This is a genomic window from Paenibacillus oryziterrae (assembly GCF_042610485.1).
Lineage (GTDB): Bacteria > Bacillota > Bacilli > Paenibacillales > Paenibacillaceae > Paenibacillus_AQ.
Map to the genome: position 1 here is coordinate 97,407 of NZ_JBGJZO010000008.1, position 23,869 is coordinate 121,275.

Here is a 23,869-nt window from a genome sequence, read left to right on the forward strand (position 1 = left end):
ACCTAGCAATTTCCATCAATGATTGGCCCGTAATGACCGATAAATATATAGAGAGATAATCGGGGGGCTGGAATATAGTGAAGCATTTAAAAGTAAGTCAAAAAATGATGGTGTTAGTGATTACAGTAATAGTTATGATCATTGGAATCGGTGTTATGGGGATCTCAACTACGGGGAAGATGGAACAACGTTCGAAGGAGACATATCAGGAAAATTTGCTGCCGGTCTCTTATGTTAGCCAAATGCGTACGAATAACCGCGCGATCGAATCCTTCCTGCTGGAACAACTTCTGTCCAAGGATGCTGCGGCAGCAGTCCAGTTTAATGATGATATCAATGAAAAAATTAAGCAGAATAATGATTTGCTTAGCCAGTTAAAGCAGATTCCATATAATGATCCTAAACTGATTGCTAAGATCAATGAATATGCAGCGAATCTTCCGGACTACCGGGCACAGCGCCAGCAGATTATTGAGCTTGGAAAGAACAACCAGAAAGAGGAAGCATACGCTTTATTCTCCGGATCATTTAACGCATCCCGTGAGAAGATGATCGGTCTTCTGAAGGAAGTGACGCAATTGCTCCTCGACAATGCTAAGACTTTTAACGCAGAGAGTGTTGCAGATGCGAAGCATTTCAAGAACCTAAGCTATATCATCATTTCAGTGGTGTGGGTGCTGTGCGTGGGACTAAGTGTCCTTATTACAAGATTGATTACCAAACCTCTGAAAGAGCTGCGAGCCCTAATGCTTAGAGCAGAGGAAGGCGACCTGACGGTTATAGCAGCCTATAACTCCAAGGACGAGATTGGTGTAATCAACCGCTCCTTTAATACTATGCTTGCCAGCCTGCGAACGATGATGCTCAGTATTTCAGAAAGTGCTGAAATGCTGTCGGCTTCCTCGCAGGAGATGAGTGCAAGCGCTGAACAGACCAAGTCGGCATCCCAGATGATTGCTGAGACTTCGGGTGAAATTGCCTCCGGATTTGAAGAGCAGATTGTCAATATCGCCCGTACTTCAGAGGCCGTGCAAGCGATGTCAGATGATATATCCTCTGCAGACCGTAGCAGCCATGAAATGTCTAATCTTATGTCTGTAGTGTCCAGAACTACGGACCATGGGGCGGAAGCCGTAAGCGAGATCATCGGCCAGATGAAGGAGATTGACACTAGTGTGTCCGGAATTCAGGTGATTGTCGGCAATCTTGCCGCTTTGTCCGAAGAGATTAATACGATTACGTCTACCATAAATGGAATTGCCACACAGACCAATCTGCTGTCTTTGAACGCCTCCATAGAAGCGGCCAGAGCGGGTGAGCAAGGACGGGGATTTGCTGTGGTTGCCGGGGAAATCCGCAAGCTTTCAGAAGTTACAGGAAAAAGCTCGCTGCAAATCACAGATCTCATTACCCGCATTCAAGGACAAACAGAAAGCGCCCTCGAATCGATGGCACATGGTTCACGACTGGTGTCTGACGGCGTTGCCCAAAGCCAGCTGGTTTCAAAGGCTTTTGGAGAGATTCAAACCTCCATTAAGGACGCTGAGCTACAGACAGAGGAGATCCGCACGGCCATTGAACATATCTCCCAGGAGTCTAAAGGTGTGACAGAAGCCATGAAGCAGGTCAGCGAGATTTCAAATGCGGGGGCTGAAGGTGTGCAGGATACTAGCGCTGCCAGCCAGGAGCAACTGTCTGCCATGGAAGAAATGACAGGCTCTGCCCAGTACCTCGCCACCTTGGCAGAAGAACTGCAGAAGAGTCTGGCCCGGTTCAAGTTATAAGATTCGGAGCATAATTGACATCTTTTTAAACCAAAAGAAGAAGCCTGCCCCATAATCGAGGGCAGGCTTCTTTTGCAACTATACAGATTAAAGTTATGAAGATCATAAAAAGTGCAAGTATCGAAGGGGAATTTTGGAAATGTAGGAGCGGTAGCGACCGCCTTTGTCTCCGGATTTCAACCGCGAGAAGCGGTTCAATTCAAGAAATCTGGAGACAACAGCGGCCGGAATTCCAAACATTCACCGAAGTTACGTATAGCACCTTTTTATTTAGAATTCTTAACTTAGTAATACCAGCCCCACACAAAGATGAACAGGGTACCGAATATCGTTACCAGTCCGACGAACAGTGCATAAGCGATATTGATATAGAGCTCTTTCTTGGTCTCTGCATTCTCCCCGATGTGCATGAAGACGAACAGCTGCAGGGAGGCCTGGATAAGGGCTGTGATCAGCAGGACGGCCATATTGGAACCTTGTGACAGATCACCGTAGATCACGACAAGCGCAGCGGCTGAAAGGACCAGAGAGGCCAGATAACCCATCACATGGCGAATCGGAAACAATTGCTTCATCATGTCACATCAGTCCTTTCAGGTAGACGAAGCTGAAGATGAATATCCAGACAACGTCCAGGAAGTGCCAGTACAGCGAGAAGATAAAGGATTTATTGGCCGTAGCCGGGTTAATCCCTTGACGCCATAGCTGGATCATAATACCGGTTCCCCAGAGGAAACCGAAGGTGACGTGAGCACCATGCGTTCCGAGAAGCACGAAGAGACTGGACAGGAATCCGCTCGTTTGAAGGGTTGCACCTTCATTAACGTAAGTTACAAATTCCGTGATCTCAATGCCCAAGAAGCCGAGACCCATGAGCAGGGTAGCGCCCATAAAGACCATCATCGCTTTTTTGTAACCATGACGCATCGCATGAACAGCGAGCCCGATCGTGAACGAACTGGTAAGCAGAAGGAAGGTTTCGATCAATACCGGATTGATTTCAAAAAGCTCTGCTCCGCTTGGACCGCTGGCGAAGCGGGTCACCATAACAAAGTAAACGGTGAACAATGTGGCGAAGAGGGCGATTTCCGCCCCCAGGAAGATCCAGAAGCCAAAAATTTTGTTGCTGTTCTCTTCTGTTGAATATTCCAACGGCTTGGACGCATCTATTTTCATACAGTCTCACCCCGCAGTTTCTTTTCTGTAGCAATAACTTCTTCAGCCGGAATATAGAACCCGTGATCCCGGTCAAAGGACATGGTCGCGAGCACAATAAGAATGCCGAGGCCAGAGACAATCGCCGGAATCCATAAGCTGAACACGAGAGAGAAGCCGAAGACGAAGAAGATCACACCCAGGATAAACGGTTTGCCCGTGTTGCTTGGCATATGAATCTTGGTAATCTCCTCTTCGTATAGAGGCAGGTTCTCATGTTTGGCGGACCAGAATGCATCGCGGGTCTGCACTTTGGGAACCACAGCGAAGTTGTAAGCAGGGATCGGGCTGTTCGTTGCCCATTCCAGCGTACGTCCATCCCATGGATCGCCAGTGGTGTCTCGCGGCATGTACCGGGTACTCCAGTAAATATTGTAAACCAGGATAACAAATCCGATGGAAAGGCCGATTGCCCCAGCGAAGGACAGCATGTTAAGCGGACCAAAGCCGGTCTCTTCGGAGTAGGTGTACATCCGGCGTGTCATCCCCATCAGTCCCAGGAAGAACAGCGGGAAGAAAGTGACGTTAAAGGATACTACGATCCACCAGAAGGCGTGTTTGCCTAGACGCTCATTCAGGCGGAAGCCGAATACTTTAGGGAACCAGTAATGGAAGCCTGCAATAACGGCGAATACAGCACCGGGAATAAGCACGTAGTGGAAATGCGCTACAAGGAACATCGTGTTGTGGTACTGGTAATCGGCGCTGGCCATGGCCAGCATAACGCCGGTTACCCCGCCGATCGTAAAGATCGGAATAAAGGCCAGGGTGTAGAGCATAGGTGTTGTGAAGGTTATCCGCCCTTTACGCAGGGTGAACAGCCAGTTGAATATTTTGACCCCTGTCGGGACAGCAATCGCCATGGTTGTAATGGAGAAGAAGCTGTTGACCATTGCGCCTTGACCCATCGTATAGAAATGGTGAGCCCATACCAGGAAGGACAAGAGCGAGATAATCAGCATACTGAACACCATAGAGGTGTAGCCGTACAGGTTCTTCTTGGAGAAGGTGGCAATAATTTCGCTATAGATACCGAAGGCCGGCAGGATAACGATATATACTTCAGGATGTCCCCATACCCAGAACAGATTCGCCCAGAGCATATCCATACCGCCGTTAGCCATCGTAAAGAATTGGGCCCCGAATATCCGGTCGAACATCATCAGGGCAAGCGCTACGGTAAGCACAGGGAATGCAAAGACGATAATAACGTTAGTAATCAGCACGGACCAGGTGAACATCGGCATCTTCATCAGCTTCATGCCCGGTGCGCGCATCTTCAGGATCGTTACGATGAAGTTGACGCCTGTGATCAGTGTTCCGATACCGGAAATCTGCAGGGCCAGGGAGTAATAGTTATTACCGACTGTCGGACTGAATTCCAGACTCGCCAGCGGGAAGTAGGCAGACCATCCGGCATCCGGAGAGCCGCCGATGACAAACGAGATATTGAGCAGCATGGCGCCGAAGAAGAAGAGCCAGAAGCTGACGGCGTTCAGACGGGGAAAAGCCACGTCACGTGCGCCGATTTGCAGCGGTACAATTACGTTCATTAGTCCGATAATAAAGGGCATCGCCATAAAGAGGATCATGATCAAACCATGGGTGGTGAATACCTCATTATAGTGCTGTGCATCGAGAAACTTCATTTCAGGAGCAGCGGTCTGCAACCGCATCATCATCGCGTCAATACCGCCGCGGAACAGCATAAGCAGCGCTGCGAGGATATACATGACCCCAATGCGTTTGTGGTCAACCGTGGTCAGCCATTCACGCCACAGATAACCCCATTTCTTGAAGTAGGTCAATCCAACGATAATCCCGATGGTGGCCAGAGCAATACTGACCATGGCTCCATATATCAAGGGTTCGCCGTGAACCTTAAATTTTTCCAAATCCATTAGGATGGCTCCTTTCAGGGTGTTCGATCAGGCAACAGATTAGTTGCTCTTGTGAGTATGCTCTTCAACAGGAGAGCTTGGCAGCGGCTCTTCGACTTCCGGGTTAGGCTCACCATTAAACTCCGTTTCGCTCGAAGGTTCAGGAGAAGGATGAATCTCCTTGTTGTCCTGATGCTCCATGCTTCCGTTGTCCATATCCATGTCCATCCCGTCATGGTCCATGTCCATATCCATCTCGCTGTGTTCCATTGGAGGAGGACTAAAGGACAAGTGGGTGGAGGAATAGGTTTCCCGTCCGAGAATATCAGCGGCAAGCAGCCCTTTGAATTTGTCCTCGGTCAGTTCTGGTGCGGTTTCCTTAACCTCTTTCACCCAATCGGTATATTCTTTGTCGCTCATGACAAGCGCTTCGAATTCCATGTGAGCGAAGCCTTTTCCACTGAAGTTCGAGTTCTTACCGATATAAGAGCCTACGGTATCAGCAGATAGGTGAAGTGTAGTGAGCATGTCACTCATTGCGTATTTCTGTCCGCCCAGCTGCGGAATCCAGAAGCTAGTAATTGTCCCGAAGGAATATAATCTGAATTCTACGGCGCGGTTCACTGGGAAATTAACGTAGTTGACGGTTTCAATCCCTTCTTCAGGGTAACTGAAATGCCATTTCCAGTTGGAGGAGGCGGCATAGATAACCATTGGCTTCTGATCTTTGTATTCCGCTGCAACATTTTCCACAGCACCGGTCGTCTTGACCGTTATGAAAGAGAGAAAGGCTACGATAATAATAGGAATCGTAATCCATGTTGCTTCCAGCCACTTGTTTCCTTCCTCATGTGGAGGGATGTAATCTTCGTTGCTTTTCTTTGCCCGGTATTTCACAAGAACAAAGATATATAAGATGTAGACAACCGCAAGGACACCGAGCATCACCAGAATAGACAGGATGATTGTATCGGATAAAGTGCGGGCGGCCGGGCCCTTGGGATTCAGGACAGTAAGAGAACTGCAACCTGGCAAGAGCAGGACTAGGCTAAGAAAAAAAGCAGATAATGTCCCTTTTTTGTTCATGTGTGAACTCCTTCCTTCCATTATTGTTTCCCGCTTCCGGAAACATTGATCTATATCTATACTAAGAATTCCTTACGCTTAATGCAAAAGACATAATCTGGCTATACTTCCTAATAATATCCTTAAAAATGGCAATTGCGTTAAATATGTGTGTTCAAATTGTTACGACTAATCAATGATGTGATTTAAATCACTGTAGCGGCGCTGTTTTGTGGACATTTTTATTTGTTCATGTTTTGTTCAAAATTATATAAATGTTACTCATATTGTCACATTTATTTGCTCTTTTTAAGGCCGATTAAAGCGCTTTATTTATGATTGTGGCGGCATTTTTTGCAGATAGTAACAGGATTTTCACACTTGGTTACAATCTCTCAAATTCCAATGTCCCGATCTATGATAAATTAGAAGCATAAATCATAGATTGGGGATTTCATCCAATGGGCGGAAAAAAGGTTTGGCTATTGTTCTGTGCATTAATCATAAGTGTAGTGCTTGCCCGTGAGGCGACCGCAGAAGGTGCGCCGTCTTTGCGACTGGGAGTTAATGACCAGCTTACTGAGATCGAAGCCATTCCGGTTAAAGGGAGTTATTATGTGCCGCTTCGGGATCTTGCCCAGGAATTGACCTGGACCTTAACAGGTCAGGCAGACGGCATTGATGTTCAAGGATCGAGCGGACATATGCTGCTAGCATTAAAACCGGAACAAGGGAGCAGTATTACTCCAACAGGGCTTGAAGTTCAACTCGATCTTTTTCAAAGAGACGGTAAACTGATGATTCCAATCAAAGTGGCAGGATACCTTGGATATACGGTTTCCTATAAACCTGTTCAATATGTACTTAGAGTTTCAGATGCTTCTGCTCAGTGGGACGATGATACGTTTGCTGCTCAGTTCAAGGATGAATTGAAGCCGGTCCAGAGTCCTGCCAATCCCCCCGTGACGAAGGATACAGGAGCCTTAATACCTCCGGGTAAAACCGTATACCTAACCTTCGATGACGGACCCACTGCAACCACCGGGCAATTGCTTGATATATTATCCGAATATCATGCCAAGGCGACTTTCTTTATGCTAGGCCCTAATATGACCAAATATCCAAACGAGGTTAAACGGATGGTCCGTGAGCAAGATGGAATGGGACTTCATGGCATATCACATCGTAAAGAGAAATTCTACGCTTCTCCGTCTGCAGCGCTTGCTGAAATGGATGGTGACAACGTTATTCTTAACAAACTGACCGGGATACACACCACGCTGATACGGACACCCTACGGGAGTAAACCCTATTTCACAAAAATATTCAGAGATAAGGTGCTGCTTCAAGGATATGCGCTGTGGGACTGGAATGTAGATTCACTCGATTGGAAGTACAAAGAGGATAGCAACAAGATTTATAGTAATGTTATGAATCAAATCTACAAACTGCAGAAGAATAAGGTTAACCCGGTTATTCTGATGCATGACCAAAAGACGACCCTAAAGGTGTTGCCGTTAATTCTGGAGACGTTGAATAAAGAAGGTTATCAATTTCAGATCATTTCGAAAGATATGAATCCGCTGAATTTTTGGAAAGATGAACGATGATAGCCCGGAGGCCGCAGATACCCTGTGGTCTATTTTTTTGCTGGTATACGGGCAGGTAACTATGGAATTTGCACCTTTACATATAAAAATGAAAGAGCTTACAAAAAGTTTTGGGATCGCTCAAAATATCCGTTGAGACAAGGAATTCATTTCCTTTACACCTTGTTGGAAAAAAGATAAAATATAACAAGCTTCGACCTTTGATGACATAAATCGACACCCTGGTATACGGGAATGGAGCAATACCAAGGACAATAAGTTCTTTATCCTTATGAGTCCGAAATTCAGGAGGAAAATTATTAATGAAAAAAAGATTTTTTGTACGGGGGTCCTCCATCAAAATTAAGTTAATCCTCTTTACCGTGGTTTTACTGCTGTTGTCTTGTTTGATAATTGGCATACCGAGCTATTTTGTAGCGAATCAGGAACTGGACAAGCAAGGGGAGACGATTCTGCAGAACGGTGTCAATATGGCGCTGATGCTGATTGATGCCAAAAGTACGGATGTCAAGAATGGTGTCATTACGGAGAAGGAAGCACAGGAACAGGTTAAAACCTATTTGCTTGGTGAAAAAAATGCCGATGGCACACGGACACTAAATAAAAAAGTTAACCTTGGGGAACATGGATATTTCATCATATATGATGCTAAAGGTCTTGAAGTGGCTCATCCCTCGCTTGAAGGGAAAAATGTATGGGACGTCACTGATAAAAGCGGAAATAATTTCTACTTAGTTCGTGATCAGATTGAGAAGGCGCAAAAAGGCGGCGGGTTTACATACTATACTTGGACTCTGCCAAACTCTGAAGCTACGGGTACTAAAATTACCTACTCGAGTCTAGATAACAATTGGGGCTGGATCGTGGTTGCCGGCTCTTATATGGAGGATTACAACAAAGGCGCTAATAAAATCACAAATCTGATTATGATGTCGATTTTGATTGTACTGGTTTTGGGCGTAACGCTGTCCTTATTCTTTATTAATGGGATAACCCGGCCATTGAAGCAGCTGGTTGAAAGTATGAAGAGAATTGAGAAGGGTGATCTTTCAGCCGAACTTTCTATCCGCAGGAAAGATGAGATCGGAATTGTGGCAGACGGCTTTAACAGCATGATAAAGGCCCAGCGTGTGATGATTCAGGAGGTTGTGGAATCAAGCACAAATATTTCCGTTCTCGTAGCGGATACGGATAAGAGTATGATGGAGCTGAATGAGAGTATTACAAGCATTTCGGCAGCGACCGAATACATTTCTGCGGGTATGGAAGAGACGGCTGCTTCTATGGAGGAAATGAATGCTACTTCTACTGAGATTGGCGCTGCTATTGGAAATATCGCCATGAAAGCTGAGGAAGGGGCTGTCTCGGCCGGTGAAGTGAATCAGCGTGCGCTCAATCTAAAGGAGAATGCTGAGAAGAACAAGCAGGCTGCTCACGAAATCTATGCCACGACTCAAGAACGGATGAAGAGCGCTATCGAGGAATCTAAGAAGATCGAACAGGTTCGTGTTCTTACAGAGTCCATTCTGTCAATTACGAATCAGACCAATTTGCTGGCACTCAATGCAGCTATTGAAGCTGCAAGAGCCGGGGAAGCGGGTCTGGGCTTTGCGGTTGTAGCTACCGAAATCAGAAAGCTGGCTGAACACTCCAAGAATACGGTAACGCAAATTCAAAGTGTCGCCAGCGAGGTTATTCTTTCCGTGGAAGGGCTGGTATCCAGCTCAGAGGAGCTGCTCGGCTTCGTTAATTCACAGGTCATCGGCGGCAATGAAATGCTGGTTGAATCCGGGGAGCAGTACAGCAGGGACGCAGGTCTGATGGATAGCCTTGTCGATGACTTTAGTTATACAGCCAAAGAACTGCTTCAATCCACTAACAGCATGATCCGGGCGATTGACGAAGTAACTAAGGCAACCAGCGAAGGTGCTGAAGGAACATCGCATATTGCAAGCCAGGTTAATGAGGTTATCCGTAAATCCGAGGAAGTGGCGAAGGTGGCCAAGAACTCCAAGTCTATTGCCGATAATTTGCTCGATAAAGTATCACGGTTCACATTGTAATAAAAAAGAGAAAGAGACCTTGAATTTCTACCTGGTAGAGACTCAAGGTCTCTTTTTGTCTACTGAGTACGCACATTGTTTGAATTTTGGACACAGCTTCCTATAAATTATCTATCGACGATGCTCACATGCTATGTTATCATGGTACTCTGATAACGTATTAGCGAACTAAAGCGTTTGGACTAAGCATACTTTGTGTGTGTTATTTTACTAGGGGGAAGAGAGAAATGAACAACAAACGACTAATGGTGTTATTTATGATTATGGCGGTTGCGATTTCAGTGCTTGCAGGCTGCTCCGGCTCAAACGGCGGCAACGACGGCGAGCTGGTTATCGGGATAGACGACAAATTCGCACCGATGGGCTTCCGGGATGATAATAATGAAATCGTTGGTTTTGATATTGATTATGCGAAAGCTGCTGCAGAGAAAATGGGCAAAACGGTAACTTTCCAGCCCATCGACTGGTCAGCCAAGGAATCGGAGCTGAACAGCGGCCGTATCGACATGATCTGGAACGGATATACAATTACGGATGAACGCAAGGAGAAGGTGTTATTCACCAAACCTTATCTGGAGAATAGCCAAGTTGTGATGGTACCTGCGGATTCGGCACTTACTAAGCTGGATGATTTGTCTGGTAAAGAAATTGGGCTGCAAAGTCTTTCTTCCGCAGCAGATGCTTTAAATTCAAGCCCGATCAAAGATCAAATTGCGAATGTTGTGGAATTCCCGGACAACGTCCTGGCATTGACTGATCTGAAGACCGGACGCCTGGACGGCGTTGTTATTGATGAAGTGGTGGCGAAATACTACATGGCTAAGGAAGCGGATGCCTACAAACTGTTGGATGAATCGCTTGCTCCGGAACAGTATGGTATCGGTATTAAAAAAGGGAATGAGGCTCTGCTGGAAGAACTCCAGAAGGCACTTGATGAGCTGAACAGTGACGGAACAGCTGCAGAGATCTCGACGAAATGGTTTGGCGAGAACAAGGTACTGAATTAGATTGTTATCACTTAGGAGTCGGTAAGAAATGAATCTGGATTATATTATTAAAATTGCAGGGCCTATGCTCGAAGGCGCGCGAACGACCGCATTGCTGTTTCTGATTGTTATCGCGTTGTCGATTCCACTGGGGTTCCTGATTACACTGATGGCGAAGAGTCTCATCAAGCCGCTGGCATGGATCGCCCACACTTACATTTATGTAATGCGGGGTACACCGCTGCTGCTGCAATTGTTATTTTTCTGCTTTGGGCTACCGCAAATTCCTGTAATCGGACAATATCTGGTGATGGACCGTTTCGCGGCGGCATGCCTGGGTTTTGTTCTGAATTATGGAGCTTACTTTGCGGAGATTTTTCGTGGGGGACTGCTCTCGATCGATAAAGGCCAGCATGAAGCAGCCAAAGTGCTTGGCCTGAGCAAATGGCAGACGCTGCGCAAGGTTATTTTAGCCCAGATGTTCAGGGTTGCCCTGCCTGCTGTAGCGAATGAGTCCATCACTCTGGTAAAAGATACTGCACTGCTCTACGCGGTTGCTGTACCGGAACTCTTAAACTATGCCAAAACGGCGGTGAACCGTGATTTTACCGTGACGCCGTTTGTGGTAGCAGGTGTGATTTATCTATTGATGACTCTGGTACTGACTTTGTTCTTCAAAATGCTGGAGAGACGATTCAAATTTGAGTAAAGGATATGTCCATATATGAGTAATATGATCGATGTTCACGAGTTACAAAAGTCATTTGGTAGTTTGGATGTGCTGAAAAAGGTCACTTTCACCGTAAGTCCAGGGGAGGTTGTGGCCGTAATCGGGCCTTCCGGCTCCGGGAAAAGCACCATGCTGCGCAGTCTGGTTCACCTTGAAGAGGTTACCGGAGGGAGTATCCTTATTCACGGTCAACCTCTCGTCCGAAACGGTAAATATGCCGCAGGGGCGGATATCAAGAAGATTACGTCAAGCATGGGCATGGTGTTTCAGCATTTCAATCTGTTCCCACACCTGACGGTTCGCGGAAATCTGGAGCTGGCTCCACGGACACTGAAACGGGAGAGCGTGAAGATCATTACCGAAAGAAGCGTGGAGTTGCTCACTAAGGTAGGGTTAGCGGATAAAGCGGACGTGTATCCTTCCATGTTGTCAGGTGGACAGAAGCAGCGGGTTGCAATTGCCCGGGCAATGATGCTAAATCCGGATATTCTGCTTTTTGACGAGCCGACCTCCGCTCTTGACCCTGAGCTGACCGGGGAAGTATTGCGTGTCATCCGGGAATTGGCGGAAGAGAACATGACGATGATTATCGTGACGCATGAGATGGGCTTCGCGCGTGATGTCGCTGACCGGATTATCTTCATGGATAACGGCGAGATTGCGGAATCAGGTACACCGGAAGAAATCTTCGGGGCTCCCAAGCTGGAGCGGACCCGGGCTTTCCTCAGCAGGGTAGAACGGGATTAAGGTATAGAACACATGAAGAATGGAAGCTGTCCCGGTTATTTAACTGTGGCGGCTTTTTGTATTTGATAGAGCAGATGCTTTATGGAATACGGAGCCGATCGTTAGTATACTAGAATTTGAAAAAATAAGGAGGAGTTCTCATGAACGAGGTGCCGGATCATTTGGATTATGGATTGCAGATTGTGTTCATCGGTTTTAATCCTAGCCCGATCTCCGGGGAGCTGGGGCATCATTATGCTAATCCACGCAATAATTTCTGGCGGATACTGCATCGTTCAGGACTTACTCCTCGTCTATACGATGCTTCCGAAGACGGGGAGCTGCTTAAGCTGGGATATGGGTTCACCAATATCGTGCAGCGTCCGACAAAAGGGGCGGAGGATATAACCCGTGAGGAGTACAGCGAGGGTAGGGGGATTCTGAGAACTAAGCTGGAGCAATATCGCCCAAGGATTGCTTGCTTTGTGGGCAAAGGAGTATATACAGAGTTCAGCCGCCACAAGAAAGCGGACTGGGGATTCCAACAGGAGACAGTAGTGGATGGCGTTTGTGAATTTGTGGCGCCCTCATCCAGTGGACTGGTACGTATGCCCATCGATGAAATTGTCGGTATATACCGGCGCCTGAATGAATGGTTGGCAAGGCAATGATTTTATGAATGATAGACTGCGGGAAGGGGATAGTCATGAAATACGAATTGATATTATTCGATGCGGACGATACATTGTTTGATTATGAAATGGCTGAACGCCACGCACTGCATAGTGCTTTTGAACAATTTGGATACCCGGCCGGAGCGGCCGAACATACGGTGGTGTATAAGGAGATCAACAAGGCGCTGTGGAGAGAATTGGAGCTCGGCCTCATCTCCTCCATGGCCCTGCGGGTGGAGCGTTTCCGCAGGCTTTTTGCCACCCAAGGGCTTGAACTGGAGCCGGAGGTGTTTAGTGAAGCTTATCTAAAATATCTGGGTGAAGGGAGCTTCCTCATTCCAGGGGCTGTAGAATTGTGCGGAGAACTTGATGGATTGAGGCTGGCCATCATTACAAATGGTATTCGTGAAGTACAGACCTCCAGAATACAGGGCTCGTTGCTGTGCAATACCTTCGAGCAAGTGATTATTTCCGAGGAAGCGGGTTGTCAGAAGCCGGAGAAGGGGATTTTTGACTACGCATTTAACAAGCTTGGACTTACGGATAAAGACAAGGTCCTGATCGTTGGTGATTCGCTGACCTCAGATATCCAAGGTGGTATCAATTATGGTATCGACACCTGCTGGTATAATCCTCGCGGAGCCGTAAATGCATCGAATCTTCAGCCAACCTATGAGATCCGTGATTTATCGGAGCTGCTTGCCATTACATCATCATAGACTTAAGCGAAGATAAGGGAGCCTTTCATAACGAAGGTTCCCTTTATTTGATTCTGCCCCCGTGGAATCTGCATTCATAGATTCTGCTGCCGTTCAGCCAGATTTCCTCATACCCGCTGAACCAGGAGAAGTCTCCGTCCACGGTGCAGGCGTAGGTATAAGCCCCGTTTTCATAGAAGGCGGGACCGCGAAACGGTTTGTCTTGCGGCACCTGGTACAGTGCTTCCTTGAGAAAATCCCCATTGAAGCCTTCAGCCAGTACACGTCCTGCATAGTTCATTGCCCAGGAAGGCAGGTCGTTCTCCCACAAGGCCTCCTCGCCGGCGAACTGTTCAGAGCCCAGATAGGTATCGATATATTTCAGATTCCCCTTCGAATACACCAAATCATGTGATGACGGACGGGATGACATAAACTCAGGCCCTTTGCCTGCATAGGTTGCCCTTTTGGCTTCAATCAAGAAATCAATTTCAGAGACAGCAGTATTCTCCACGCAACTCAGCTCCCTGTTAAAATTATCAAACTCAACTTAAATGATAGAACACTAGTTCGTTTATATCAAACCTAAAAACGCACGAAACTGTGAAGATTCGTACGCCTGTTGAATGAACGGGTATTTGCAAGCCCTCACAAGGACTATTATGATGAACATGGAACCCTATTTCATATGGACAATCTTCAAGAATGAGGAGGACGGCGATGCACACCAAGGAAAGTCTGATCAAACATCTGCAAGAGCTGGGGATAAACCCGAAAGGAACGGTTTTGGTGCATTCCTCTTACAAAAGCATCGGCGAGGTCGAAGGCGGACCGGATACTGTGCTGGACGCTTTCTCGGAATATATGAAGGATGGTCTGCTTATATTTCCTACGCACACCTGGTCGTATATTAACGCGGACAATCCCCGTTTCTCGGTTGTGGAATCGCCGTCCTGTGTGGGGCACTTAACAGAATTATTCCGTCATCGTACAGGTGTGATCCGTTCCTGGCATCCAACCCATTCGGTTGCTGCCCTGGGCAGGGACGCCATGGGATTTACTGCTGGAGATGAACGCTGGGATACACCCTGCGCCAGAGGGTCTGTGTGGGGGAAGCTGCTGGACCGCAAGGCTGAAATTATCCTGCTCGGCGTAGATCTGCGGAGGAACACGTTCATTCATGGTATTGAGGAGTGGGTCGATATTCCCGGCAGAATGACGGACGAGCATGAACGGCTGTATACGATTACTCCGGGCGGTGAAGAAATTGAGGTGCCTTCACGCAGGCATTGCGGCTTATCCTGGTCACAGCACTTTTGGAAAGTAGAGCATGTGCTTGAGCAGGGGGGAGCGCTTAGAAGAGGGAGATTTGGGGATGCTCAGGTAATGGTATGTACAGCCGTGGAGACCACGGATATCCTTACCCGCATGCTATTAGATCATCCGCATCTGTTCTCCGATAATGAGGCATTGAACGGGGAGAAGCAGCCGGAACCGCTCCCAAAGACGAAAAGAATGAAACCCTGAGGGGTTTGGGCGCAGAACTAAAGGCTTAGGGCTTCATCTGGCGGGTGCCTATCAATGTATGGTATATTATTCTCAATAAAACACAGTAAGGAGATTGGAAATGGAAAAAACATTGGTCTTTGGTCACAAAAATCCGGATACGGATACGATTTGTTCAGCGATTGCCTATGCTGCACTCAAGAAAGAACTGGGCTGGGATGCAGAACCGGTTCGTCTTGGAGAAGTTAACGGTGAGACGCAATATGCACTGGATCATTTCGGTGTGGCGGCCCCGCGTCTGGTAGAATCCGTGGCAGGCGAAGCGAAACAGGTCATTCTTGTTGACCATAATGAAAGCCAGCAAAGTGCGAATGATATTGATCAGGTACGTGTGGTTGAGGTTATTGACCACCACCGGATCGCCAATTTCCAAACGGCTCACCCGCTATACTACCGTGCAGAGCCTGTGGGCTGCACAGCAACCATCCTGAATAAGCTCTACAAAGAGAACGGCGTGGCTATTCCTAAGGATACCGCTGGACTTATGCTGTCCGCCATCATCTCCGATTCACTGCTGTTCAAATCACCGACCTGCACAGAGCAGGATGTAGCCGCAGCGCGTGAGCTGGCTGAAATTGCCGGTGTGGATGCTGATAGCTATGGACTTGAAATGCTGAAAGCTGGAGCTGATCTCAGCGACAAGAGCATTGCTCAATTAATCTCTCTGGATGCTAAAGAATTCACAATGGGCGCCTACAAGGTGGAGATTGCCCAAGTGAATGCAGTTGATGTGAACGATGTGCTCTCCCGCCAGGCTGAACTGGAAGCTGCGCTGACCTCTATCATTGACGACAAAGGACTGGATTTGTTCCTGTTCGTGGTTACCGATATCCTGAACAACGATTCGGTGGGACTTGCCCTGGGCCGTGTAGCAGGAGCTGTAGAGCAGGCCTATGATGTTAAGCTGGATGATAATAAAGCGATTCTTAAAGGTGTTGTATCCCGTAAATCGCAAATCGTACCGGTTCTTACTGAAACGATCTCCAAGCTGTAAGAAGCCTAGTCTTTATAAGGAATCACTAAGGTGCGCCGACTATCTATAAACCATTAGGAGTTTCCGTTGCTATCATTCAGATGATGGCGGCGGAGCTCCTTTTTTGTTTTCTTTTTCTTTCTGATACAATATTTTTAGCTTACAAGACGCTATGGAGGGGATATCATGATTCGTGTCTATACGGCAGAAGAAGCACACCGCTTTGATCACGGCTGGTTGAAGGGCAGCCACATCTTCTCGTTTGGTGATTACTATGATCCAGAGAATACGGCTTTTGGTCCCATGCGGGTATGCAATGATGATACGATTTCTCCAGGTAGAGGATTTGGTGCCCATCCCCACAGCGACATGGAGATTGTTTCGATTGTGCTGTCTGGAAGACTCCGGCATGAGGATAATTTAGGTAATGTGGTCGAAACGGAATTTGGTGGAATTCAGCGGATGTCGGCCGGAGACGGAGTGATTCATACGGAGCATAATCCTTCGGACTCCGAACCGGTCCGCTTGCTGCAGCTATGGTTTATGCCCCGCATACGCGGAACGGCTCCTTCTTATGAGACGGGACAGTTTGATCCTGGTAAGCTGGAAGGTCGCCTGTTGCCTGTAGTGGCTGCTCAAAGCGCGGAAGAAGTTGTGGGCATCGCTCAGGATATGACCATTTATTTAGGCAAGCTGGACACTGGACGGGAACTGGATTATAGGCAGGAAGCCGGAAGAAGGATTTTTATATATGTGATTACAGGACAGCTTTGGATTGATGAAGAGACTCTGCTTCGGCCTGGGGATTCAGCTAGAATCGGAGAACTTAGCGGGCTAAAGCTGAAAGCGCAGGAGAATGCATTTATCATGCTGGTCGATCTGCCTTAGTCGGATTTCAAGTACATGTACGGGAGGGTGAACTATGGTGCAGCGGGAGAGAGTACTGGTCAAACACTCGGTGACAGGGCGGATGCTCGTGAACAGCTCGGAAGGGCTATCTTATACCTTTGATCAAAAGGGCAGTCTAACGGTGATCTCCATTTCTGGTGTAACTGCAGACAAGGGTATGGCTGTACAGGAATTGAAATTAGAGTTGAATGTATTCCGTTTTGAAGAGCCGGAGAATGGACCTGTAATCAAGCATTGGTATTATGTTGGTGATAATCCGGTTGAATATGATGAAGAGCGCGGGTGCCTGATGATATCCGTCCAGTCGGAAATCGAATACCGGCCGGATCAATACTGGGAATAAAAGAATTTCGGATCAACTAACCTCTGGCGGTTTCTGACACCGGGGGTTAGATTTATGTTGTGGATTGTATGAACTTTCGCTATTTACGGCATGAATAGGACAAAATCCATTGACATCAACAGCAGTTTGCAATAGCTTTGTTATGAAACATAACGTGTATATAGATAAAGAGATAGGAGAATTGGAGAACATGGAATTATTTGCGGCAATGGAACGGGATGATTACGAGGAACTTTTGTTTTGTCAGGACAAGGCATCCGGTTTAAAGGCAATCATAGCTATTCATGACACTACCTTGGGCCCTGCGTTAGGGGGGACCCGCATGTGGACGTATGCTTCGGAGGAGGAAGCGGTCATTGATGCGCTGAGGCTGGCGAAAGGCATGACGTATAAGAATGCCGTGTCCGGCCTGAATCTGGGCGGGGGCAAGACGGTAATCATCGGTAATCCGAAAAGAGACAAGAATGAAGCAATGTTCCGGGCGTTTGGGCGGTTTGTCCAGGGGCTGAACGGGCGCTACATCACCGCAGAAGATGTAGGGACCACGGAAGAGGATATGAACATAATCTATCAGGAGACCGACTATGTTACGGGAACCTCACCAACCTACGGATCATCCGGCAATCCCTCCCCAGCTACGGCTTATGGCGTCTACCAAGGAATGAAAGCTGCGGCCAAAGAAGCCTTCGGTACAGATTCCCTTGAGGGTAGAACAATTGCGGTTCAAGGTGTGGGCAATGTGGCGTACCATCTCTGCGGACACCTTCATGCAGAGGGGGCCAAGCTGATTGTAACGGATATCAGCAAGGAAGCTGTCCGCCGTGCTGTAGATGCTTACGGTGCCAAAGCCGTCGATCCTGGTGAAATTATTGGAGTAGATTGTGATATTTATGCGCCGTGTGCGCTTGGTGCAACCATTAATGATGATACTTTACCGATGATCAAGGCTAGAGTGGTGGCTGGCGCAGCCAACAATCAGCTTAAAGAGGCAAGGCACGGGGAAGCTCTCCATAATCGTGGAATTGTATATGCACCAGACTATGTAATTAATGCCGGCGGAGTGATCAATATTGCCGATGAGCTGCAGGGTTATAATAAGGACCGGGCCTATAAGCAGGTCGGCAAAATCTATGACAGCATCACACGTGTACTGGAAATCTCACGCACCAGCGGAATTCCGACTTCCGCAGCCGCAGATCATCTGGCACTGGAGCGGATTGAACTGCTTAAGAATAGCCGAAGCACTTTCCTGCGTGAAGGCCATCATACCCTGAGCAGAAGCCGGGTGCGGGGATAAACCGGTTATAGATAAACTGTACTTAAGGTTTTTCCATTTGGGCGAGGTTGTAACTACGGTGAATGTTTGGGCTTCCGGCCGCTGTTGTCTCCCGATTTCTATAGTTGTGCAAAAAGAAACCGCTACAGCCCAAGGTGTTCCTCCTTGGATTGTAGCGGTTTTCGCTGTCTTGAAAGTCTTGAAACAGGGTAGCTTCTTAGAGTGCCTCTTTTTGCATTCGGCATGGCTTTTCACCGTGAAGAGGAAGACGACGCTTGATGGAAAAGGGCTTGCTGCAGGTTATTGTACCTTCTCCGGTTCAGGATAAGTAATACCAAGGGTGTCTACGGTGACTTTCTTCATTACCGGCGGTTGGAGCGGACGGTCTACGTCGTCGCGTTCCAGATTAACGATCGCCTCAGCAACGTCCAGCCCTTCAGTTACTTTACCGAAAGCGGCGTACAGTCCATCCAGCGAAGGATAGTCGGCAACCATAATGAAGAACTGGGAGCCGGCGGTGTCATTGCCGTCAGGTCTTCTCGCCATCGATAATACACCAGGGGTGTGGAGCAGGTTGTTGGTGAATCCGTTCGCAGTGAATTCACCGGCGATGCTGTAGCCGGGGCCACCTGAACCCACACCATCCGGGTCACCGCCTTGAATCATCATATCCGGAATCACACGGTGGAAGATTACTCCGTCATAGAATCCCTTTTGGATAAGTGAGATGAAATTATTGACCGTATTCGGGGCTACTTCAGGATATAGCTCGGCTTTAATAATGCCCCCGTTGTCCATTTCGATGGTTACAACCGGATGGCTTGCTGTCGCCGAAGGCAGTCCTTCACCAGATGAAGCGGCGTTATCCTGAGGAGCGGGGCTGGCTACGGCATTCCCTGTGTTACCCGCGGTATTGTTGTTCTCTTGCGGCTTATTCCCGCAGCCTGCCGCGATAACTAGCAGCAAACACATCATCATAAAAAGTGTAATACGGATATTTCGTGTAAATTTCACAGGTTCGTTCTCTCCTTTACATTCCTTAATCTCAGATTCCTGATTATCATAACCCGGGATTGGCACATTCTGCAAAGAGGTTTAGAATGATAGTTGCTTCCAGGTGAACAAGCAGAAAGGTCGTGGGGATATGAACTTCTCATGGAAGCGGAACCTGATCATTTTATGGATAGGCGTGTTCTTTTGCAGTATGGCATATTCGATCTCGATTCCGTTCCTGTCTATCTTTCTCAGCGATGAGCTGGGAATTGTCGACCATTTGGAAATATGGTCAGGCATAGCTTTCGGGGTTACCTTTTTGGCGAGTGCGCTGATTTCTCCTTTTTGGGGTTCGCTTGCCGATAAATATGGGCGTAAACCGATGCTGATCCGTTCAGGCTTCAGTCTGGCGGCGCTATATTTAATTAATTATTTTGTCCATGATCCCTATGTATTCCTGATTGTGCGCATCCTTCAGGGATTGCTGGCAGGGTTTGTGCCGGCTGCTATAGCCATGGTGGCGACCAACACGCCGGAGGACAAAACGGGTTATGCTCTAAGTATTATGTCCACGTCAGGTGCGACAGGCAGTATTATTGGTCCATTGATTGGCGGAGTCGTCAGCTATTACTCCAGCAACCGGGTCGCCTTTCTGTTCTCCTCGGCAATTGTGCTCATATCGGCACTGATCGCAACATTTTTTGCCAAAGAACAGAATTTTGACCGCTCTGCACCCAGATCACATGTTAGGGATGATATCCGGGAGGCAAGGGGGAACCGGGCGTTTATCACACTGTTGACCTTAGCCGGAATCAGCACCTTTTCCGTAATGATTCTGGAGCCGCTGCTTCCGATTTATCTGCTTCATATGGGAATTGATAAGAGCCATGCTTCATTAAGATCAGGGATCGTATTCTCCGCGGTTGGTATTGCTACAGTGCTGATGGCGCCCCAGTGGGGCAGGATTGGCAGCCGCAAGGGCTTTGGATGGATTTTGTTCATCGGCCTTGTCGGAGGAGGTATTGGTAATATTCTGCAGTTTTTTGTGACCGGATATGTGCAGTTTGCACTGCTGCGGTTTGCCTATGGCTTGTTTTATGCAGGGGTGCTGCCATCGGTGAATGCCATGATTGTTCAAGTGACCGAGCGGGGCTTTCGGGGGAGGGCCTTCGGCCTGAATCAGTCAGCTTCACAGCTTGCGACAATGGCAGGTCCGATCATTGGAGGGCTTCTGGGCGGATTCATCCCAATCCGTGCGGTGTTTGTCATCAATGGCATGCTGCTTCTGGCTGCGGCTGCACTTGTCAAGCTGAGCAGGCTCGAGGCGAAGGTTTCTGCTGTTAGGGCAGCGGATTAATTCAGTTCATAGTCACAAGAAAAAGGTTATTCCGCTGAATATCAATGGGATAACCTTTTTGGGCTTGCAGATAAACCATTTATGAATAGACGATGCCCATTTTAACGGGAGCCATTCAATAAATCGGTGCCATGCATGATTTCTAGCGGCGGTGAAGCGGGATCAACAGGCGTGTCCGCCTCAATATCATCGGCATCCGGAATATCCTCCAAGGGTTGATCCTCTGCATCGGCATCGGTTTCTTCATCCGCATAATTAATGCTGCTGTCCGTCAGTCCGGCTAAACTAGCAAAATCCGCGGCATCAGAATCAAGTAGCTCATCCCGTTCGGGAGCTGTCCTGCCCAGTATATCTTCTCTGTACTCACGCTCACTTCGCTCTTCGTAGCTTGCTGAATGATCTGTAAATTCCCGCTCATCCCACCCGGCGCTGGCAGTGCTGAGGCCGATATCGGCTGCAAGATGTTTGTCATGTGCCAATACGGGATCCGTGCCATCATAGGGGGTGCCGTCAAAATCAACGGGAGCAGACCCTATCGGTTCATGGCTCACCAGCGCAGATTCGATCGGAGTCTGAGTAGAGACATCGGAGCCATCGCTTATACTCTGGGATGTGATCGTGCCAACGGGGCGCAAATCGTCTAGGGGAATATCTTGCAGCTCAGAGACACCACCCATTTTATGATAACGCTCATACGCAAAATCTGCTTCCGTCTTGTTAAATGAATTACTCATCGTTCTGCACTCTCCTTTGGGGTACTGAGTTATTGTTCAGATGAACCGCCTGCTTCTCCTTCAGGAATCTCATGATTGATTGCATCCCGCTGATTCTCGTTCTCTCTATACTTCTCCTTTACCCTTTTGGACCACGGCGAATCTGCCGGAGTTAGAAAGATATACTCCTTAATATCTACCGGGAAGAAATAAATTAATCACAGAGGAGGAAAATCCGACCTATTTCGCCTCCTTTTGCAAAAGTAAGGGAGGTATATCACGAATTTTGTCGAAACTAAGAATCATACGAACTATTAAATTCTAACTAACGACTCATTGGGGTGTCAGTATGAGGTTGTCATTATATAAGTCAGCAGGAGGCTTGATCATCCCTTTGCTGCTTACTGTAATCGTTTCTTTAGGTGTAACCATGAAATGGGGAGGAGTCGAAACCTCTGTTCTTCCGAACTGGGAGATGACATGGAGCAGTGTCGCAGTTCCTGATATTACCGGTGAATTGAACATTAAAGCCGACTGGCACCGGGTTGCCGGATATGCACATAAGCTTATGGTACCGGAAGGGAGATCGGCTATGTGGGTGCGTCTGTCTTTACCGGAGCATGGTGACCATTACGCGGTGTTGATTGAACAAATATTCGGTCAAGAGTTTAAAGCGTTCCAAGACAATGTCTTAATATACAGTGCACAAGGGACCGATTCAATTCAAGGTAATAAAATCCTGATCCCTCTGATGAAGAGCGGCGCGCATTCAGAGCTTTATATATGGAGCCGTAGTGGCAGCAGGCCGGCCGGTATTGAAGGCAGCATCACAGCAGGTGATTATGACAGCCTTCTTTCGGAATATGTCAGACAGGATTTCATGGATGTCATTCTCGGAGCTTCTTTGATCTTCATGTCTGCTGTGCTTGCGTTATGTGCTGTTATCATGAAAAACAAACTATTCACAACCGGATCTTATCTCGTGCTCATTATTTTGTCCTCCGGTGTGCTGATGTTGACCTCATCTTCGTTCCTTCCGCTTGTTCTGGACGTATCCGGCAGATGGATGGAGAATTTATTTGATGTGGCCCTATTTACGATGCTGCTGTCGTTCACTTTATTTTTTGAAGATATGATCGGCCGGAAAAAAAGCAGCATAGTGTCCAATGTACGAAGAGTTCTGCTGGGATATACTGCTGTGTGCTTCTGCATAGGGGTGCTTAATTTATGCTTGAGCTACCGGCTGGATGGCCTGTACGAATGGATGACCATGGATGCTGCTGAGGTTCTGGTAGTCCTTCTGTTCCTGTTTTTGCTAATTATGGCGCTTCGGCAAGCTGTGCAAGGAAGTGTTAAAGCCTATATTTTTGCTTCCGGCCTGACCGTGTTTAATACCTTATCGCTTTTAGAATTCATTTTATTTCATGGGACGAGATGGAGAAACGAACTGCACTGGTGGAAGTGGGGAATCGTTGTTCTTATCCTTACACTCATCATCATCATGGCCAGGGATTTCGTTAAGAACCATAAGAAGGTCGTGCGATACTCCCAAGAGCTTGAGAAATTTAACAATGATGTACAGCGCTCGGAGAGAATGGGGATTATCAGTGAACTTGCAGCTTCCGTGGCTCACGAAGTTCGAAATCCGCTACAGGTGACCCGGGGATTCCTGCAGATTCTTGGTGAACGTTCCGCTCCAAAGGAGAAGGAGTACTTAAGTATTGCTGTGACGGAGCTCGACCGGGCGTCGACGATTATTACTGACTTTCTCACATTTGCTAAGCCGGAGATGGAGAAGGTGGAACTTGTGAATGTTTCCGATGAACTGCGGCATGTAGCGGGAGTTCTGGTTCCACTGGCTAATCTGCAGAATGCGGAGATTATTCTAAGTCTACAGGACGGGCTTCAAGCACAGGGCAATTCCTCAAAGCTGAAACAAGCTTTTATTAATATTATTAAGAACAGCATTGAATCCTTGAGGGAGAATGGTCTGATCACCATTACACTGTGGAAATCCGGCAGTAATATGCTAATAAGCATTGCGGATAATGGCGAAGGGATGAAGAGCAGTGAATTGGCCCGGTTAGGGGAACCGTATTATTCCAACAAAACCAAGGGGACCGGCCTCGGTCTTATGGTCACCTTCCGGATCATTGAGGCTATGGGCGGAGTCATTCAATTCTACAGCCAGCCGGATGAGGGAACAGAAGTGGTTATCAAGCTGCCTCTTGCAGGTACAGATTCTTTGGGAATATTTATTTAAATTTGTTTCTTGAAGGTAAGGGCAGGCTATAAATCGAAATAATAG

Annotated in this window: 22 protein-coding genes; 15 read left to right on the top strand and 7 right to left on the bottom strand. The window is 47.6% G+C overall.

The genetic code is table 11. The features are described from left to right. The first annotated feature begins 77 nt into the window (after positions 1-77). Positions 78-1,784: a methyl-accepting chemotaxis protein gene (locus ACAN55_RS11225; RefSeq protein WP_379132182.1), complete on the top strand. Its 1,707-nt coding sequence runs from the start codon at positions 78-80 to the stop codon at positions 1,782-1,784. A gap of 284 nt (positions 1,785-2,068) precedes the next feature. Here ACAN55_RS11225 and qoxD read toward each other — a convergent pair whose 3' ends face one another. From qoxD to qoxA, 4 genes are read right to left on the bottom strand one after another with little or no spacing between them, the layout of a single operon-like run. Continuing rightward, positions 2,069-2,362, bottom strand: a complete 294-nt coding sequence (gene qoxD, locus ACAN55_RS11230; protein WP_379132186.1) for a cytochrome aa3 quinol oxidase subunit IV — start codon at positions 2,360-2,362, stop codon at positions 2,069-2,071. Between the two features lies 1 nt (position 2,363). After that, complete coding sequence (gene qoxC / locus ACAN55_RS11235; RefSeq protein ID WP_379132188.1) at positions 2,364-2,960, bottom strand: cytochrome aa3 quinol oxidase subunit III; 597 nt, start codon at positions 2,958-2,960, stop codon at positions 2,364-2,366. After that, positions 2,957-4,900, bottom strand: a complete 1,944-nt coding sequence (gene qoxB / locus ACAN55_RS11240; RefSeq protein WP_379132190.1) for a cytochrome aa3 quinol oxidase subunit I — start codon at positions 4,898-4,900, stop codon at positions 2,957-2,959. Before qoxB ends, qoxC begins: the two co-directional genes overlap by 4 nt. 39 nt (positions 4,901-4,939) lie before the next feature. After that, positions 4,940-5,965, bottom strand: a complete 1,026-nt coding sequence (gene qoxA, locus ACAN55_RS11245) for a cytochrome aa3 quinol oxidase subunit II (RefSeq protein WP_379132193.1) — start codon at positions 5,963-5,965, stop codon at positions 4,940-4,942. Positions 5,966-6,405: 440 nt separating this feature from the next. Here qoxA and ACAN55_RS11250 point away from each other — a divergent pair, with 440 nt between their 5' ends. The 7 genes from ACAN55_RS11250 (at position 6,406) to ACAN55_RS11280 (ending at position 13,452) form a co-directional block, all read left to right on the top strand. Continuing rightward, positions 6,406-7,554, top strand: a complete 1,149-nt coding sequence (locus ACAN55_RS11250) for a polysaccharide deacetylase family protein (protein ID WP_379132196.1) — start codon at positions 6,406-6,408, stop codon at positions 7,552-7,554. A gap of 302 nt (positions 7,555-7,856) precedes the next feature. Beyond that, positions 7,857-9,617: a methyl-accepting chemotaxis protein gene (locus ACAN55_RS11255; protein WP_379132199.1), complete on the top strand. Its 1,761-nt coding sequence runs from the start codon at positions 7,857-7,859 to the stop codon at positions 9,615-9,617. A gap of 227 nt (positions 9,618-9,844) precedes the next feature. Continuing rightward, positions 9,845-10,624 (top strand): amino acid ABC transporter substrate-binding protein, encoded by a 780-nt coding sequence (locus ACAN55_RS11260; protein WP_379132202.1) that lies wholly within the window; start codon positions 9,845-9,847, stop codon positions 10,622-10,624. A gap of 28 nt (positions 10,625-10,652) precedes the next feature. Continuing rightward, the gene (locus tag ACAN55_RS11265) at positions 10,653-11,312 is read left to right on the top strand and encodes an amino acid ABC transporter permease (RefSeq protein ID WP_379132205.1); all 660 of its coding nucleotides are present in this window, start codon (positions 10,653-10,655) and stop codon (positions 11,310-11,312) included. A gap of 15 nt (positions 11,313-11,327) precedes the next feature. Beyond that, on the top strand, positions 11,328-12,080 hold the full coding sequence (locus ACAN55_RS11270) for an amino acid ABC transporter ATP-binding protein (RefSeq protein WP_379132207.1): 753 nt from the start codon (positions 11,328-11,330) through the stop codon (positions 12,078-12,080). Between the two features lie 140 nt (positions 12,081-12,220). Next, positions 12,221-12,730: a mismatch-specific DNA-glycosylase gene (locus ACAN55_RS11275; protein ID WP_379132209.1), complete on the top strand. Its 510-nt coding sequence runs from the start codon at positions 12,221-12,223 to the stop codon at positions 12,728-12,730. A gap of 35 nt (positions 12,731-12,765) precedes the next feature. Next, the gene (locus tag ACAN55_RS11280; protein WP_379132213.1) at positions 12,766-13,452 is read left to right on the top strand and encodes a YjjG family noncanonical pyrimidine nucleotidase; all 687 of its coding nucleotides are present in this window, start codon (positions 12,766-12,768) and stop codon (positions 13,450-13,452) included. 43 nt (positions 13,453-13,495) lie between these two features. On the opposite strand, the gene ACAN55_RS11285 is transcribed toward ACAN55_RS11280, so the two are convergent. Beyond that, a complete protein-coding gene (locus ACAN55_RS11285; protein ID WP_379132216.1) occupies positions 13,496-13,945 on the bottom strand; it encodes a DUF5680 domain-containing protein in 450 nt (149 codons plus the stop codon). A 206-nt stretch (positions 13,946-14,151) separates the two neighbouring features. Between ACAN55_RS11285 and ACAN55_RS11290 the strand changes: the two genes are divergently transcribed. From ACAN55_RS11290 to ACAN55_RS11310, 5 genes are all read left to right on the top strand, one after another. Further along, positions 14,152-14,958: an AAC(3) family N-acetyltransferase gene (locus ACAN55_RS11290; RefSeq protein ID WP_379132219.1), complete on the top strand. Its 807-nt coding sequence runs from the start codon at positions 14,152-14,154 to the stop codon at positions 14,956-14,958. A gap of 100 nt (positions 14,959-15,058) precedes the next feature. Beyond that, positions 15,059-15,991 (top strand): manganese-dependent inorganic pyrophosphatase, encoded by a 933-nt coding sequence (locus ACAN55_RS11295; protein WP_379132222.1) that lies wholly within the window; start codon positions 15,059-15,061, stop codon positions 15,989-15,991. Positions 15,992-16,156: 165 nt separating this feature from the next. After that, on the top strand, positions 16,157-16,858 hold the full coding sequence (locus ACAN55_RS11300) for a pirin family protein (RefSeq protein ID WP_379132225.1): 702 nt from the start codon (positions 16,157-16,159) through the stop codon (positions 16,856-16,858). Between the two features lie 34 nt (positions 16,859-16,892). Then, positions 16,893-17,222, top strand: coding sequence for a hypothetical protein (locus ACAN55_RS11305; protein ID WP_379132228.1), 330 nt, complete (start codon positions 16,893-16,895; stop codon positions 17,220-17,222). Positions 17,223-17,412: 190 nt separating this feature from the next. Continuing rightward, positions 17,413-18,519 carry a Glu/Leu/Phe/Val family dehydrogenase gene (locus ACAN55_RS11310; RefSeq protein ID WP_379132231.1) on the top strand — a complete coding sequence of 369 codons (1,107 nt, stop codon included), beginning with the start codon at positions 17,413-17,415 and terminating at the stop codon, positions 18,517-18,519. Positions 18,520-18,798: 279 nt separating this feature from the next. Here the strand turns inward: ACAN55_RS11310 and ACAN55_RS11315 are convergent, their stop codons facing one another. Then, positions 18,799-19,512, bottom strand: a complete 714-nt coding sequence (locus ACAN55_RS11315) for a peptidylprolyl isomerase (RefSeq protein ID WP_379132234.1) — start codon at positions 19,510-19,512, stop codon at positions 18,799-18,801. 130 nt (positions 19,513-19,642) lie between these two features. Between ACAN55_RS11315 and ACAN55_RS11320 the strand changes: the two genes are divergently transcribed. Then, positions 19,643-20,848, top strand: a complete 1,206-nt coding sequence (locus ACAN55_RS11320) for an MFS transporter (protein WP_379132418.1) — start codon at positions 19,643-19,645, stop codon at positions 20,846-20,848. Positions 20,849-20,949: 101 nt separating this feature from the next. Here ACAN55_RS11320 and ACAN55_RS11325 read toward each other — a convergent pair whose 3' ends face one another. Next, positions 20,950-21,582 carry a hypothetical protein gene (locus ACAN55_RS11325; RefSeq protein ID WP_379132236.1) on the bottom strand — a complete coding sequence of 211 codons (633 nt, stop codon included), beginning with the start codon at positions 21,580-21,582 and terminating at the stop codon, positions 20,950-20,952. Between the two features lie 328 nt (positions 21,583-21,910). Here ACAN55_RS11325 and ACAN55_RS11330 point away from each other — a divergent pair, with 328 nt between their 5' ends. Beyond that, a complete protein-coding gene (locus ACAN55_RS11330) occupies positions 21,911-23,824 on the top strand; it encodes an ATP-binding protein (RefSeq protein ID WP_379132239.1) in 1,914 nt (637 codons plus the stop codon). The last annotated feature ends 45 nt before the right edge of the window (positions 23,825-23,869 follow it).

Bases quoted from the DNA above. Each gene is read 5' to 3' on its own strand.
- ACAN55_RS11265 (WP_379132205.1), top strand. From the start codon at position 10,653: ATGAATCTGGATTATATTATTAAAATTGCAGGGCCTATGCTCGAAGGC.
- qoxB (WP_379132190.1), bottom strand. From the start codon at position 4,900: ATGGATTTGGAAAAATTTAAGGTTCACGGCGAACCCTTGATATATGGA.
- ACAN55_RS11305 (WP_379132228.1), top strand. From the start codon at position 16,893: ATGGTGCAGCGGGAGAGAGTACTGGTCAAACACTCGGTGACAGGGCGG.
- ACAN55_RS11300 (WP_379132225.1), top strand. From the start codon at position 16,157: ATGATTCGTGTCTATACGGCAGAAGAAGCACACCGCTTTGATCACGGC.
- qoxC (WP_379132188.1), bottom strand. From the start codon at position 2,960: ATGAAAATAGATGCGTCCAAGCCGTTGGAATATTCAACAGAAGAGAAC.
- ACAN55_RS11275 (WP_379132209.1), top strand. From the start codon at position 12,221: ATGAACGAGGTGCCGGATCATTTGGATTATGGATTGCAGATTGTGTTC.
- ACAN55_RS11260 (WP_379132202.1), top strand. From the start codon at position 9,845: ATGAACAACAAACGACTAATGGTGTTATTTATGATTATGGCGGTTGCG.
- ACAN55_RS11270 (WP_379132207.1), top strand. From the start codon at position 11,328: ATGAGTAATATGATCGATGTTCACGAGTTACAAAAGTCATTTGGTAGT.
- ACAN55_RS11310 (WP_379132231.1), top strand. From the start codon at position 17,413: ATGGAATTATTTGCGGCAATGGAACGGGATGATTACGAGGAACTTTTG.
- qoxD (WP_379132186.1), bottom strand. From the start codon at position 2,362: ATGATGAAGCAATTGTTTCCGATTCGCCATGTGATGGGTTATCTGGCC.
- ACAN55_RS11320 (WP_379132418.1), top strand. From the start codon at position 19,643: ATGAACTTCTCATGGAAGCGGAACCTGATCATTTTATGGATAGGCGTG.
- ACAN55_RS11330 (WP_379132239.1), top strand. From the start codon at position 21,911: ATGAGGTTGTCATTATATAAGTCAGCAGGAGGCTTGATCATCCCTTTG.
- ACAN55_RS11295 (WP_379132222.1), top strand. From the start codon at position 15,059: ATGGAAAAAACATTGGTCTTTGGTCACAAAAATCCGGATACGGATACG.
- ACAN55_RS11325 (WP_379132236.1), bottom strand. From the start codon at position 21,582: ATGAGTAATTCATTTAACAAGACGGAAGCAGATTTTGCGTATGAGCGT.
- ACAN55_RS11255 (WP_379132199.1), top strand. From the start codon at position 7,857: ATGAAAAAAAGATTTTTTGTACGGGGGTCCTCCATCAAAATTAAGTTA.
- ACAN55_RS11280 (WP_379132213.1), top strand. From the start codon at position 12,766: ATGAAATACGAATTGATATTATTCGATGCGGACGATACATTGTTTGAT.
- ACAN55_RS11290 (WP_379132219.1), top strand. From the start codon at position 14,152: ATGCACACCAAGGAAAGTCTGATCAAACATCTGCAAGAGCTGGGGATA.
- ACAN55_RS11250 (WP_379132196.1), top strand. From the start codon at position 6,406: ATGGGCGGAAAAAAGGTTTGGCTATTGTTCTGTGCATTAATCATAAGT.
- qoxA (WP_379132193.1), bottom strand. From the start codon at position 5,965: ATGAACAAAAAAGGGACATTATCTGCTTTTTTTCTTAGCCTAGTCCTG.